This window comes from Sphingobium aromaticiconvertens (assembly GCF_037154075.1).
GTDB classification, from domain to species: Bacteria; Pseudomonadota; Alphaproteobacteria; order Sphingomonadales; family Sphingomonadaceae; genus Sphingobium; species Sphingobium aromaticiconvertens.
Genome location: NZ_JBANRJ010000001.1, coordinates 1,225,106 through 1,238,213 on the forward strand (window position 1 = coordinate 1,225,106; position 13,108 = coordinate 1,238,213).

At 66.1% G+C, this 13,108-nt stretch carries 11 protein-coding genes; 6 read left to right on the forward strand and 5 right to left on the reverse strand.

Annotated elements, in window-relative coordinates; genetic code table 11:
* Positions 1–36: 36 nt before the first annotated feature.
* Positions 37–795 carry a 16S rRNA (uracil(1498)-N(3))-methyltransferase gene (locus WFR25_RS05915; protein WP_336969483.1) on the reverse strand — a complete coding sequence of 253 codons (759 nt, stop codon included), beginning with the start codon at positions 793–795 and terminating at the stop codon, positions 37–39.
* 100 nt (positions 796–895) lie between these two features.
* Here WFR25_RS05915 and ubiA point away from each other — a divergent pair, with 100 nt between their 5' ends.
* Positions 896–1,798, forward strand: a complete 903-nt coding sequence (gene ubiA, locus WFR25_RS05920; protein ID WP_336969485.1) for a 4-hydroxybenzoate octaprenyltransferase — start codon at positions 896–898, stop codon at positions 1,796–1,798.
* On the forward strand, positions 1,795–3,276 hold the full coding sequence (locus WFR25_RS05925; RefSeq protein ID WP_336969488.1) for a phospholipase D-like domain-containing protein: 1,482 nt from the start codon (positions 1,795–1,797) through the stop codon (positions 3,274–3,276). The genes ubiA and WFR25_RS05925 overlap by 4 nt, the downstream gene beginning before the upstream one ends.
* 9 nt (positions 3,277–3,285) lie before the next feature.
* On the opposite strand, the gene smc is transcribed toward WFR25_RS05925, so the two are convergent.
* The 4 genes from smc to WFR25_RS05945 form a co-directional block, all read right to left on the reverse strand.
* Positions 3,286–6,729: a chromosome segregation protein SMC gene (gene smc, locus WFR25_RS05930; RefSeq protein WP_336969490.1), complete on the reverse strand. Its 3,444-nt coding sequence runs from the start codon at positions 6,727–6,729 to the stop codon at positions 3,286–3,288.
* A 92-nt stretch (positions 6,730–6,821) separates the two neighbouring features.
* The gene (locus WFR25_RS05935) at positions 6,822–7,574 is read right to left on the reverse strand and encodes a DsbA family protein (protein WP_336969493.1); all 753 of its coding nucleotides are present in this window, start codon (positions 7,572–7,574) and stop codon (positions 6,822–6,824) included.
* Between the two features lie 73 nt (positions 7,575–7,647).
* The gene (locus WFR25_RS05940; RefSeq protein ID WP_336969496.1) at positions 7,648–8,316 is read right to left on the reverse strand and encodes a thioredoxin domain-containing protein; all 669 of its coding nucleotides are present in this window, start codon (positions 8,314–8,316) and stop codon (positions 7,648–7,650) included.
* A 46-nt stretch (positions 8,317–8,362) separates the two neighbouring features.
* Positions 8,363–8,905 carry a DUF721 domain-containing protein gene (locus WFR25_RS05945; RefSeq protein ID WP_336969498.1) on the reverse strand — a complete coding sequence of 181 codons (543 nt, stop codon included), beginning with the start codon at positions 8,903–8,905 and terminating at the stop codon, positions 8,363–8,365.
* Between the two features lie 26 nt (positions 8,906–8,931).
* Here WFR25_RS05945 and WFR25_RS05950 point away from each other — a divergent pair, with 26 nt between their 5' ends.
* The 4 genes from WFR25_RS05950 to WFR25_RS05965 all read left to right on the forward strand — a co-directional run bounded on the left by WFR25_RS05950 (position 8,932) and on the right by WFR25_RS05965 (position 13,107).
* Positions 8,932–10,002 (forward strand): A/G-specific adenine glycosylase, encoded by a 1,071-nt coding sequence (locus WFR25_RS05950; RefSeq protein WP_336969502.1) that lies wholly within the window; start codon positions 8,932–8,934, stop codon positions 10,000–10,002.
* Positions 10,003–10,004: 2 nt separating this feature from the next.
* On the forward strand, positions 10,005–10,895 hold the full coding sequence (nudC, locus tag WFR25_RS05955; RefSeq protein WP_336969503.1) for an NAD(+) diphosphatase: 891 nt from the start codon (positions 10,005–10,007) through the stop codon (positions 10,893–10,895).
* A 75-nt stretch (positions 10,896–10,970) separates the two neighbouring features.
* Positions 10,971–12,323 carry a TldD/PmbA family protein gene (locus WFR25_RS05960; RefSeq protein WP_336969505.1) on the forward strand — a complete coding sequence of 451 codons (1,353 nt, stop codon included), beginning with the start codon at positions 10,971–10,973 and terminating at the stop codon, positions 12,321–12,323.
* 16 nt (positions 12,324–12,339) lie between these two features.
* On the forward strand, positions 12,340–13,107 hold the full coding sequence (locus WFR25_RS05965; protein ID WP_336974733.1) for a 3'(2'),5'-bisphosphate nucleotidase CysQ: 768 nt from the start codon (positions 12,340–12,342) through the stop codon (positions 13,105–13,107).
* The last annotated feature ends 1 nt before the right edge of the window (position 13,108 follow it).

The following is a 13,108-nucleotide window of genomic DNA, read 5'->3' on the forward strand; positions in this document are numbered from 1 at the left end:
TCTCTATGACCGGTGCAATCGCATGGCGAAATGAAACTAAAGCTCGTCCTCATTCCAGTCACCGTTCAACCCCATCCAGATGGCCGTAGCAGCCAGCGCAGCCGTCTCCGCGCGCAGGATGCGCGGTCCCAGCGAAACGGGCACCGCGCAGGGATGAGCGCGGATCGCCTCGCGCTCGATCGGATCGAAACCACCCTCTGGCCCGATGACGAAAGCGGCTGGCCCGCGATGGCTCCCAAGCGCCTGTCCAATTGGCACGCCCCCTGTCTCGTCGGCGAAGAACAGGTGGCGGTCGGCGGGCCAGTTTCGCAGCAGGACGTCCAGCTTCACCATCTCCCCCAATTCGGGCAGCGCGGTGCGTCCGCATTGCTCGGCCGCTTCGACCAGATGCGTGTGCAGTCGATCGAGGTTCAGCTTGTCCACCACTGCGCGTCGGGTCAGCACGGGTTGCAGCTTGGCGACACCCAGTTCGCACGCTTTCTCCGCGATCAGGTCGATGCGTCCCTTGCGGATCGGGGCGCAGCACAGCCAGAAATCGGGCACCGTTTCGGGTGGCTTGGTCTGGCTCACGCAATCCAGCATAAGGTCGCGCTTGCGAATGTCGCGGGCGCGGGCGGCCCATTCGCCCGACCGTCCATCGAACAGCAGCACGATGTCGTCAGCCTTTACCCGCATCACGCTGATCAGATAATGGGCAGCATTGCCGTCTACCTGCACGGAGACACCTTCGCCCAGCGCTGTAGCGACATAGAGGCGCGGGGCGCTTTGTGGCGGCCAGGCGGGGATTGCGGTCATTTGCGTCTTTCGATTTTGTGGACGGCCCTCTAATGCCGGTCATGCCGGGAGAAGTCGAGATAACAGCGCCCCGATCAAGCACGGGACAAATGGAGACCGAGTGACAGACACCATCGTTCCCGACAGCGAAGCGCGCGGTCTGGTTGCGCGTCTGCCGCAGGGCGCGCGTAATCTGGCGCTGCTCGCGCGGTTTGACCGGCCGATCGGCTGGTGGCTGCTCTTCTGGCCCGGCGCATGGAGCGTCGCGCTTGCCGGGGGCGGAGTCGCGCGCTGGCCGCTGATCGCGTGGTTGTTGCTGGGCAGCATCGCGATGCGCGGCGCGGGCTGTGTCTTCAACGATATCGTTGATCGCGACCTGGACCGGCAAGTCGCGCGCACCGCCGTCCGCCCGCTCGCCAGCGGCGCGACATCGCTCAAGGTGGCGTGGGTCTGGTTGCTGGGGCTGTGCCTGTTGGGGCTTGTCGTCCTGTTCCAATTGCGGCCCTATGCGCAGGTGGTCGCGCTCTGTTCGCTGGGACTGGTCGCGGCCTATCCCTTCATGAAGCGGATCACCTGGTGGCCACAAATCTGGCTGGGCCTCGTCTTTTCCTGGGCGGCGCTGGTGGGTTGGAGCGAGGTTGCGGGCGCCTTGTCGCTGCCGGGCCTGCTCCTTTATGCCGGGTCGATCGTCTGGGTCGTGGGCTATGACACCATCTATGCGTTGCAGGATAGGGAGGATGACGCGCTGGTCGGGATCAAGTCCAGCGCGCTGGCCATGGGGCAGCATGTGCGCGGTGGCGTGACCTTTTGCTATGGGCTGGCGCTTGTCTTGTGGGCCGTCGCCATCTGGCAGGTCCGGCCTCAGCCTCTGGCTTTGCTCGCGCTCGCGCCGATGGGGGTGCATCTGTTGTGGCAGGTCGCGACGTTGAAGGAGGATGGCGCCGACCCCCTCATCAAGTTCCGGTCCAACCGCTTTGCTGGTTTGCTGATGTTCCTCGCCTGCCTCGTCGTCGGCAGCGCATGAGCAAAGCGCCGCAGCCCGGAAAAGACTGCTGGCGGATCGAGCATGCCAATGCCGCCAGCGTCATAGTCGATGCCGAGGACTATTTCCGTCACGCCCGCGCTGCGATGCTGAAGGCGCAAAAGCGGATCATGCTGATCGGCTGGGACTTTGACGCGCGCATCACCCTGCTGCGGCAGGATGAGGCCGATGATGGCGCGCCTATCATCATCGGTGATTTCATCAGTTGGCTGGTCGAACAGCGGCCCGACCTGCATATCTATCTGCTCCGCTGGGACATGGGTGCGATCAAATCGCTCTTTCGCGGAAGCACCATCGTCACCCTGCTCAAATGGATGCGGCATCCGCGCATCACCGTGAAGCTGGACGCGCATCATCCGCCCGCCGCCTCGCATCATCAGAAGATCGTGGTGATCGACGATTGTTTCGCTTTTTGTGGCGGCATCGACATGACCGGCGACCGGTGGGATACGCGCCACCACCGCGATGACGATCCCGCCCGCCGTCATCCCGACGGCTCCTACTATGGCCCATGGCATGATGCGACGACGGCGCTGAAAGGGCCGTTCGCTGCGGCGCTGGGCGACCACGCCCGTGCCCGCTGGAAGGGCGCTGGCGGCGGCGATCTGACGCCGATCAAGGGCATACAGGATTGTTGGCCGGACGATCTGGCCGTCCAGTTCCATGATGTCGATGTCGCCATCGCCCGCACCGCGCCGAAGATGGATGATCAGGCCGAAGTGACGGAGATCGAGCAGCTTTACTGCAACCAGATCGCCGCTGCGAAGCACAGCATCTATGCCGAAAGCCAGTATTTCGCCTCCCGCCGGATCGCAGAGGCCATGGCCCGGCGGCTGGACGAGCCGGATGGTCCGCAGATCGTCATCGTCAACCCGGAGCAGGCGGACGGCTGGCTGGAGCAGCAGGCGATGGATACCGCCCGCGCGCGGCTGGTGGAGGCGTTGCGCGCGCGCGATGTCCATGGGCGGCTGGCCCTTTATCACCCCTTCACGGCGCGCGGCGTGCCCATCTATGTCCACGCCAAAATCCTGATCGTGGACGATCGGATCGTGCGGGTCGGCTCCTCCAACATGAATAATCGCTCGATGCGGCTCGACACCGAATGCGATATGACGATCGACACGGCGTTGGCGGCCAATGCCGGTCAGGGGGACACGATCCGCGCAATCCGCGACGACCTGATCGCCGAACATCTCGACTTGCCGGTAGAGCGGGTGGCGAAGATACTGGCGGAGCGCGGGCTGGTCGCGGGGATAGAGGAACTGCGTGACAAGCCCGGCCGCACCCTGCGCGCCTATGTCACGCCCAATCTCAATGATGTGCAGGCATGGCTGGCCGATAATGAGATATTGGATCCCGAAGGGCCGGAGGAGATGTTCGAAGCGATCGAGAAGCGCGGTCTGTTTCGCCGCATGGGGCATTGGGTACGCCATCCACATCTGCACCGCCGCAAGCGCTGAGACGGCCCGCTACTCCGCCGCCAGCAGCGCTTCCGCTCCGCCCAGATCGACCGATACCAGCCGACTGACGCCACGCTCCACCATCGTCACGCCGAACAACCGGTGCATTCGCGCCATCGTCACGGCATTGTGGGTGACGATCAGGTAGCGGGTCGCGGTTTGCGCCACCATCGCGTCGAGCAGGTCGCAGAAGCGTTCGACATTGGCGTCGTCCAGCGGGGCATCCACCTCGTCCAGCACGCAGATCGGCGCAGGATTGGTAAGGAACAGGCCGAATATAAGCGCCACGGCGGTCAGCGCCTGCTCACCACCGGATAACAGGGTCAGCGCGGACAGCTTTTTGCCCGGTGGCTGGGCCATGATCTCCAGCCCCGCCTCCAGCGGATCGTCGCTGTCGATCAGTTCCAGATGCGCCTGTCCGCCATTGAAAAGGGTAGTGAAAAGACGGCGGAAATGCCCGTCCACCGCCCCGAACGCGGCGAGCAATCGCTGCCGCCCTTCGCGATTGAGGCTGCCGATGGAGCCGCGCAGCCGATGGATGGCCTGCGTCAATTCCTCGCTTTCGGCCCGGCTGGTCGCCTGCGTCTCCTCCAGATCGGCCAGCTCTTTTGCTGCGACCAGATTGACCGGCCCGATCCGCTCGCGGTCGGCGGACAGGCGATCATGCTCGCCCTGCTCGGTCTGGGCGAGGCGGATGTCGGCGCTGGCAAAGTCCAGCCGCTCGGGCAATAGCGGTGGGGGACATTCAAACCGCTCGCCCGACAGGCGGTTCATCTCCATCCGCCGCTCGTCGGCGGCCTCCGCCCGCGCCGCGGCCCCGGCCCGTGCCTCGCGCGCTTGCGCCAATGTTTCGGCTGCGGTCGCAGCGGTCTGCTCGGCTGTCCGCAGCATATTCTCGGCGTCGTTCTCCGCCTGCCGCGCGGCGTTGGCGGTTTGCGCCAGCGTGCTGCTTTGCGTCGTCAGGTCGGCGATGGCGCTCGCCAGCTTTTCGGGCTGCTCCCCGATGGCGGCGCGTTCTTTTGCGATGTCTTCGCCCCGGCTGGCCATACCAGCAATGCGCTTTGCCGCCTCGCCCGCGCGCCCGCGCCAGCCCTTCGCCTCGCTGTCGGTCGCCGCCAGCCGCTCGCGGTCGCCCGCCAGCGCACGCTCCGCCATTGCGCGTTCGGCCTGCAACTGCCCGACCCGCGCGCGGGCCTGATCGCTTTGCTGGGACAAGGCTGCCACCAGCGCGCGCGTTTCGCTACCATCGGGCATAGCGGTGCGGGTTGCCTGCGCCTTGTCATGGTCGGTCGATGCGGCCGTTTGATCGCGGCGTGCCTCCGCCAACCGTTCCTCGACCGCTTCGCGTCGCCCCGCCAACCGTTCCAGCGCGGTGGCAGATTCGTCCCCAGCGCGAATCGCGGCGCGAAGTTGCTGTTCGGCCTGCGCCAAGGCGGAGCGCCCGGCGGCCAGAGCCGTGGTAGCCGTGGCCTCGTCCCGTCCGGCGTCCTCCTGCACCGCCTGCGCAGCATCGACGGCCGTCGCCGCCGCCGGGCGAGCCGCTGCAATCGCCTCCAGGCGGTTGAGCCGGATCAGCCGTTCCGCGGCCGCGGCTCCGCCCTCCGTCGCGACATAACCATCCCAGCGCCGCAGGATACCATCCAGCGTCACAAGTCGCTGCCCGACTGCCAGTGGCGGACCCGCATCGACTTGCGCCACGGCGACCTGCGCCAACCGTCGCGCCAGTTCCGGCGGCGCGGTTACATGATCGGCCAGCGGCGTGCAGCCCTCCGGCACTTGCGGATCACCGGGCAGGGCCGCTGCGCCGCTCCAGCGCTGCTTGCCCTCCGTACCGATCGGCGCTTCCAGATCATCGCCGAGCGCAGCGGCCAAGGCCCGCTCATAGCCGGGCGCAGCCTTCAACTGGTCGAGTGCGCGGAGTTTACCCGTCCCGCCACTCTCGACCGCGCGGGTCAGTGCAGCCGCCTCGCTGTCCAGCGCCGCCAGCGTCGCCCGCGCCGATGCGAGTGTAGCCTGCGCCTCGCCGCGTATGCAGGCAGCATCGGCGCGCGTCGCTTCGGCTGTGCCAATCGCCAGTTCCGCCTCGGCACTCTGTTGGGTTGCTTGCCGTCGCGCCTGCGCCGCAGCATCGCGCCGGGTTTCCAGCGGAGCGGCATTGGGCAGGGTGGCCGCTTCGCCCTCCAGCCGCTTCACCGCCTGCTCTGCGCGTTCCAGCCGGGTGCGGGAGGCGGTCAGAGCCGCTTCCGCCACGCGCAGTTCGGCCTGCTCACCCGCCTGCTTCGCCATCGCCCTGGCCAAGTCTAGTTCGGCATCGCGCGCTTCGTTTTCTGCCATGGATAGCCGTTCGGCAAAGGCGGGCCGGGTCGCCTCGGTTTCGGCGATCCGGGTCTTCAGGCTGGCCGCCTCGCTCGTCAGCCGGGCGATCGCTTCGGCGGCGTCATGCGCCAGTGATCCTTCACGCGCGCGGTCTTCCTCCAGTCTGGCGGCCTGCGCGGTCAGGTCAACCAAGCGGCGCACTGCTGCGTCGCGCTCGGTACCCAGCGCGCTCAGTCGGTGATTGGCTTCGCTTGCGGCATCGCGCGTCGCCTGCGCCTGCGTCCGGCGCTCCGCCAGAGTCTGCACGGCGGCTTGCGCGTAAGCGGCGGCGGCCATTTGCGCTTCCTGTGCGGCTGCGACTGCGGTTTCCGCTGCCTTCGCTTCGGCCCGCGCGGCATCGGCACTCGCCGCAGCCTCGCGCCAGCGGGCAAAGATCACGCGCGCTTCGGCGACCCGTATCTCCTGCGACAGGCGGATATAGCGCTCCGCCGCCTTGGCCTGCCGCCGCAGCGCATTGGCGCGCACGTCCATGTCGGCCAGTATCTCGTCCAGCCGGGAAAGGTTCGTCTCGGCCGCGCGCAGCTTCTGTTCGGCATCCCGGCGCCGCACATGCAGGCCCGCGATGCCGGCGGCTTCCTCCAGCATCGCGCGCCGTTCCTGCGGGCGGGCGGCGATGACGGCGGCGATCTTCCCCTGACTGACCAGTGCCGGACTGTGCGCACCGGTCGCGGCGTCGGCGAAGACCAGCGCAATGTCCTTGGCGCGCACGTCGCGGCCATTGGCGCGATAGGCACTACCCGCGCCGCGCTCGATCCGGCGCATCACCTCCACTTCGCCATCGGCGCCGACATCGACGGCGGAGAAAAGTTCGCCCTGTTCCTGCATCGTCAGCAGCGACACTTCGGCAAAGTCGCGTTGCGGCCGGGTGGCGGTGCCGGCGAAGATCACATCCTCCATGCCGCCGCCGCGCATCGATTTGGCGCTGGCTTCGCCCATCACCCAGCGGATGGCTTCCAGCAGGTTGGACTTGCCGCAGCCATTGGGGCCGACGATGCCGGTCAGGCCCGGCTCGATCCGCAATTCGGTCGCGTCGACGAAGCTTTTGAAGCCGGAAAGCTTGAGGCGCTTTATCTGCATGGGATCGTGCGCGCCCGGAAGAGGCCCGCAAAACGCAGGATCGCCGCGTCAGCAGCGCAAGGAATCAGGCAGGAGTGGCCCCCCCGAGCCAATCAGATCCCCGCTTCCTTCAGCTTCGCCTTCACGATCGGCCAGGTCGTGGCATTGTCGACCAGCACGCCATTGATAAGGAAGCTGGGCGTACCGGTGATCTGATAATCGGCATTGGCCTTTTCCACGCCCTTGGCCAGTGTCTCGGCCGCCTTGGTGTCGCCCAGGCACTGTTTCGCCTGATCCTCCGCGATGCCGCGCTGCTTGGCATAATCGATCAGGCCAACTGCGGTCGCCAGACGGGTGAAGCGTTCGGCAGGCGGTGCGGCCATCGTCGCCTGATAGGCCTGATCGCCCATCGCCTGCGCCTTTTCAAACAGGCTGTTCTGATAGCCGAAAAACTGCTCGGACAACGGATAGAAAATATCCTTGCCGCCGCAGCGGGCCAGCAGCGCCGTCGCCATGTCCATCGGATCGCGGACATAGTTGCGGAACTCAAAGCTCATCTTGCCGCTGTTGACGATGTCGCGGATCTCGGGACTCGCGCTTTCGGAAAAATCGCGGCAGTGGCTGCATGTGTAGGAGCCATATTCGACGAGCCGTATTTTCGCCTGTGGATTGCCCATGACGAAATGACCATCGGGGGTCTGGTTGATCGTTTCGGCCCAGTTGGTACCCGCCGGGGCCGCGACCGCGGCGACCGGCTCGCCGGTGGGAGCGGCGGGCTTGTCACCCTCCTTGCCGCAGGCGGCGAGCGCGAGGGGAAGGGCGATAAGGGCCAGGGTGGTAAAGGCTGGAACAGGCTTCAGTTTCATGAGAATGATCTTGGCTCCGATGGATGTCAGGGCTTTTAGTTTACTTACGAGCGCCCGGCAATGCGGCGCAAGTCTACTTGGGGCCGCCCGGCAATGCGGCGCGGAGCGCGTCCCAGGTCGCACCATCGACCAGCTTGCCGTTGACGGTGAAGCCCGGTGTGCCCGTGATCTTCACCTGCTTCCAGGCTTCGTTGGTCATGGCGAGGATATGTTTCATCGCCGCCGGGTCACCGATGCACTGGTCCAGTTGCTGTGGAGTAAAACCGCGTTTGCCCATCAGCGTGTAGAGGCCGGTCTTCTGGCCGATGTCGCGCAGGGCCGGGATCTGTTCGGCAGGCTTGGTTCCCTGCGCGTCATACGCCTCGACCTGGGGCATCCAGCCATCCTGATTGGCGAACAGCGCTTCATGATTGCCAAAGAAGCGGGCCGTGCCGCCACAGCGCGCCAGCAGCGCGGCGGTCAGATCATATTTGTCGCGCACGGCGTTGCGCGCTTCCACGCTGACCTTGCCGCCCTTCACATAGTCGGCCTTCAACGGCGCGCTCGCCTCGCCCACGAAATGGGCGCAATGGCTGCACGTATAGCTCACATATTCGACTATTTTGGTCGGTGCGGCCGGATTGCCCATCCTGTGGCCGCCGATCGGGGAGAGGGCGACACGTGATGCCCAATCGATTGCGGGGGCCGCGACCAGCGCGACTGGTAGGGCAAGAAGAGCAAGGGGCAGAAGCAGCTTTTTCATGGGAGGTCGTCCGCTAGAGGCTTGGGCATGAACGGGGGCCGAATGATCAGCCGATCTTGGGCAGTCCGCTGGAATTGGCAAGCCCCTGCGCCAGCGATTCGAGCACCGCGCGCAATTCCGGGTCGCCAATGTCGCGCAGCGAATCGCCCAGTTCCACCGGCAGGGGTTTGAGGTTGCGGGGCGGGGGCCGCCGTTCGGGGCTGGTGGGTGTGATTTCGCCCTGTCGCATCGCCACTTTGGCGACCGCGGCATAGCCGAAGAAACGGTTCACCCGCTCGATAATGTCGGGCAGCATATGCTGGACCATCGGCGCATGGCCACTCATCACCGTCAGTTGCAGCGTGCCGCCCGCCTTTTTCCCGACAGGGAAGCGGATCGATTCGGGGCAGCTTATGTCGGAATAATTTTTCCCGACAATATCGGCCCAGCGTGTCACGATGCTTGACTGGACGAAGCCGAATTTGCGGAAGGCCGCCCGGCCAATTTCCGGCATAAGGTCGGCGATGGCGCGCGGTGCGCCGATACGCGGACGCTCTGCGGCGGCCCCCTTGCGGGTCGGCTTTTTCTTTGGGTCGGGGCGTTCCGTCATGCGTTGCTTAATGGCATAGCGCGGCCATGCCCGTCGAGACGCCCCGATCGAAAATAGCTGATCCGAACATAGCAGTAGATCTGCTCGCGCATTATGACGTCCATGCCCGAACGCTGCCTTGGCGCGCGCAACCGGGCGCGAATGCCACCGATCCCTATCGGGTCTGGCTGTCGGAGGTGATGCTGCAGCAAACGACGGTGGCCGCCGTCCGCCCCTATTTTGAGGCCTTCACGCAGCGCTGGCCATCGGTCGAGTCGCTCGCCGCCGCACCCGACGCCGATGTCATGGCCGCATGGGCAGGCCTTGGCTATTATGCGCGGGCGCGTAATCTGCTGGCCTGCGCTCGCGCAGTAGCGGGCGAGCATGGCGGTGTCTTTCCCGATACGGAGGAAGGATTGCGCGCCTTGCCGGGGGTCGGCGTCTATACCGCCGCCGCCGTTGCGGCGATCGCCTTTGGTCGTCGTGCGGTCGTGGTCGATGCTAATGTGGAACGGGTGGTCGCCCGGCTATTCGCGATTACGACGCCGATGCCAGCCGCGCGCACCGAAATTCGCGCCGCCACGGAGACGATCACGCCGGACGCGCGGGCAGGGGATTTCGCGCAGGCGATGATGGATCTGGGCGCGACCATCTGCACCGTGCGGGCGCCCGCCTGCGGCATATGTCCGCTGCGGCTCGATTGCGCGGCGGTCCGCACCGCCGATCCCGCCGCTTTTCCGGTGAAGGCGCCGAAAAAGGTCCGGCCCCATCGGCTGGGTCATGGCTGGTGGATGGAGCGCGACGGGAAATTGTGGCTGATCCGCCGCCCGGACAAGGGGCTGCTGGGCGGAATGCGCGCCTTGCCCTCGTCGGACTGGAGCGCCACGCCCGATGCCGCGCCGCCCCTGTCTGCCGACTGGAGAACCGTGGATCAGCCCATTTCCCACATCTTCACGCATTTCGCGCTGGCATTGACGGTCCATCATGCCCATCTGGATGGATCAGCCGATCCTGCGGGGGAAGGCGAATGGTGGCCGATCGACAGGCTGGGCGACGCGGGGCTTCCCACCCTGTTCCGCCGTGCAGCCGATGCCGTGATCGCCGACAGGAAAGGATGAGGATGCCGCATAGTCTGCCGGGCTTCGTGGGTGGGACGCTTGATCGTGCCGACCATGTCCGTACTAATCCGAACCTGCTGACCCAGGCCTTCGGCTATAGCAAGGCATGCCGATTGGTGCTGGAAGGACTGGAGCCGGTCGAGGCGAACGGCCTGCTTGCCACGCAGGCGCTGCCGCCCGGCGCGATGCTGGATGACCATGTGCTGCTGGGGGTCGATGGCGACCGGCCGATCTTCGTGACCCTCGCCACCGACGTGCCCCACGCCGGGGCGCATTCGCCTGCCGTCTGGGCGCTTGCGGGGCATTTGCCGCCCGACCAGCTCGCCCTCTACGGCACGGCGCGCAGCCTGATCGACTGGCATGCGCGTCATGGCTTTTGTTCGACTTGCGGATCGCCGACAACGCCCGCCAAGGGCGGCTGGCAGCGTAGTTGCGGCACTTGCAACGCAGAGCATTTTCCGCGTGTCGATCCCGTCACCATCATGCTGGCCGAGCATCAAGGGCGTATCCTGCTTGGCCGTCAGCCGCGTTTCCCGGCCGGTCGCTATTCCGCGTTGGCGGGCTTCGTCGAGCCGGGCGAGACGATCGAGGAAGCCGTCGCCCGCGAATTGTGGGAAGAGGCCGGGATTACCGTTCACTCGGTCCGCTATGTCATGAGCCAGCCCTGGCCCTTCCCTTCCTCGCTAATGATCGCTTGCATCGCGCAGACAGATGACGACGCGCTGACGCTGGACCAGACCGAGATTGAGGACGCCTTCTGGTGCGATGCGGCAGGGGTGCGCGCGGCGCTGGCCGGTGCGCCGGACGCGCCTTTCATTGCGCCGCCACCGATGGCGGTCGCCTATCATCTGCTGACCCACTGGCTGGAACGGATCGACGGAGTCAGCGAATGATGTGTGCATTGCACCCCCGATCTCCAGCGCGTAAGGCGCTGGGCCTTCCCACGCCCAAGGATATAATGACCCGCCATGCTCAGCCTTGAAGACGCACAGCAACGCGCCGAAGATTTGGTCGGCGCAGCGCGCAAGGCAGGCGCGGATGCGGCCGACGCCCTCTATGTCTGCAACGCCTCCACCAATGTGTCGGTGCGCCTTGGCCAGTTGGAGGATGTCGAACGGTCGGAAGGCGAGGAAATCGGCCTGCGCGTCTTCGTCGGCCAGCGCTCTGCGACTATTTCGGCGTCCGACATGAACCCGGTCACGCTGGCGACGCTGGTCGACCGCTGCGTGGCGATGGCGCGGGAGGCGCCCGAAGATCCCTATGCGGGCCTTGCGCCCGAAGACCGGCTGATGCGCAAACGCGCCAGCGGCCTGGGACTGGATCTGGCCGACGAAGAAGAGCCGGAGCCTGCGACCCTGCGCGAGCGGGCGATGATCGCGGAGGATGCGGCGCGCGGCGTGCCCGGCATCACCAACAGCGAAGGCGGCGGCGCGTCGAATGGGCGCAGTCAGATCGCGCTTGTCACCAGCCATGGTTTTGCGGGCAGCTATGCCGCGACCTCGCATTCTACCTATGCGAGCGTGCTCGCGGGCACCGGCTCGGACATGCAGCGTGACTATGCCAGCCATTCGGTGCGGCATCTGGAAGATCTGGACGACCCCGAGGCGATCGGCGTGCGTGCGGGCCAGCGCGCTGTCTCTCGGCTCAACCCGGTCAAGGTGCCCAGCGGGGTCATGCCGGTCGTGTTCGATCCGCGCGTAGGATCGGGGCTGGTCGGTCATCTCATCAGCGGTATCGTCGGCCCGGCCATCGCCCGCCGGTCGAGCTTCCTGCTCGACAGTCTGGGCGAGGCGTTGTTCGACGCCAGCGTCACCATCATCGACAATCCATTGCTGGTCCGTGGTCTGCGCTCCCGCCCATTCGATGGCGAAGGCCTGCCGACCGAGCGTCGCGCGCTTATCGAGATGGGTGTGCTGACGGGCTGGCTGATGGACAGCGCCTCGGCCCGCCAACTGGGTCTGGAGCCCACGGGCCATGCCAGTCGCGGGACCAGCGGTGCGCCCGGTGCGGGGATCACCAACGTCCATATGGAACCGGGCACGATCAGTCCGGGCGAGTTGATGGCCGATGTCAAGCACGGCCTCTACGTTACCGAACTGATCGGCATGGGCGTTAATACCGTTACCGGCGATTATAGTCGGGGGGCGTCCGGCTTCCTCATTGAAAATGGCGCGGTGGTGCAGGCGGTGTCGGAAATCACCATCGCCGGCTCACTCAAGGAGATGTTCCGCAATCTGGTGCCCGCAAGCGACCTTTCCTTCCGCTATGCGATGAATGTACCGACGCTGCGGATCGACGGGATGACCATTGCCGGGGCCTGATGCCCAACTGCGCGCGATGGTTGCCGCTGTCTCGGAGGCTGCGGACCATGCCCTGACGCTGTGGGCGGGGGGCGAGACGACCGTGCGGCGCTGGGAAAAGACCCCCGGCGAAATGGTGTGCGAGGCGGATCTGGAGGTGAATACGCTGCTGCGCGAGCGGTTGTCCGCCATCGATCCGGAGGCGGGCTGGCTGTCGGAAGAGACCGCTGACACCGTGCATCGCCTGGACCTGCCACGCGTCTGGGTGGTCGATCCGATCGACGGCACGCGCGATTATCTGCGCGGGCGGGCGGGTTGGGCGGTGTCGGTCGCGCTGGTTGAGGAGGGACGCGTGCGCCTGGCTGTGCTTGCCGCGCCTGCGCGTAACGAATTGTGGATCGCGCAGGCGGGGCAGGGTGCGACACGCAACGGTCGACCGCTCATCGCCAGCAGTCGCATGGCGCTGCCCGGCGCGCGCGTTCCGGCCGACCAGTTGCCTCGCGTCGACAGCGATCTGGTCGCTGTGGAAAAGCCCAACAGCATTGCGCTGCGCATGGCGATGGTTGCGGCGGATGACGCCGACCTGGTTGCCACCATCCGCTGGGGCAATGAGTGGGACATTGCGGCGGCGGCTCTGATCGCATGGGAGGCCGGTGCCCGCGTTACCGATGCGCTGGGCGCACCGCTGGCGTTCAACCGGCCAAAGCCCACCGCCTTTGGCATATTATGCTGCGCGCCCGGCATTCATGCCGCCGCCGTCGAACGGCTGGAAGGCCGCACGCGGGATTTGCTGAAGCGCGAATAGC

Bases quoted from the DNA above. Each gene is read 5' to 3' on its own strand.
- WFR25_RS05915 (WP_336969483.1), bottom strand. From the start codon at position 795: ATGACCGCAATCCCCGCCTGGCCGCCACAAAGCGCCCCGCGCCTCTAT.
- WFR25_RS05925 (WP_336969488.1), top strand. From the start codon at position 1,795: ATGAGCAAAGCGCCGCAGCCCGGAAAAGACTGCTGGCGGATCGAGCAT.
- smc (WP_336969490.1), bottom strand. From the start codon at position 6,729: ATGCAGATAAAGCGCCTCAAGCTTTCCGGCTTCAAAAGCTTCGTCGAC.
- WFR25_RS05935 (WP_336969493.1), bottom strand. From the start codon at position 7,574: ATGAAACTGAAGCCTGTTCCAGCCTTTACCACCCTGGCCCTTATCGCC.
- WFR25_RS05940 (WP_336969496.1), bottom strand. From the start codon at position 8,316: ATGAAAAAGCTGCTTCTGCCCCTTGCTCTTCTTGCCCTACCAGTCGCG.
- WFR25_RS05945 (WP_336969498.1), bottom strand. From the start codon at position 8,905: ATGACGGAACGCCCCGACCCAAAGAAAAAGCCGACCCGCAAGGGGGCC.
- WFR25_RS05950 (WP_336969502.1), top strand. From the start codon at position 8,932: ATGCCCGTCGAGACGCCCCGATCGAAAATAGCTGATCCGAACATAGCA.
- nudC (WP_336969503.1), top strand. From the start codon at position 10,005: ATGCCGCATAGTCTGCCGGGCTTCGTGGGTGGGACGCTTGATCGTGCC.
- WFR25_RS05960 (WP_336969505.1), top strand. From the start codon at position 10,971: ATGCTCAGCCTTGAAGACGCACAGCAACGCGCCGAAGATTTGGTCGGC.
- WFR25_RS05965 (WP_336974733.1), top strand. From the start codon at position 12,340: ATGGTTGCCGCTGTCTCGGAGGCTGCGGACCATGCCCTGACGCTGTGG.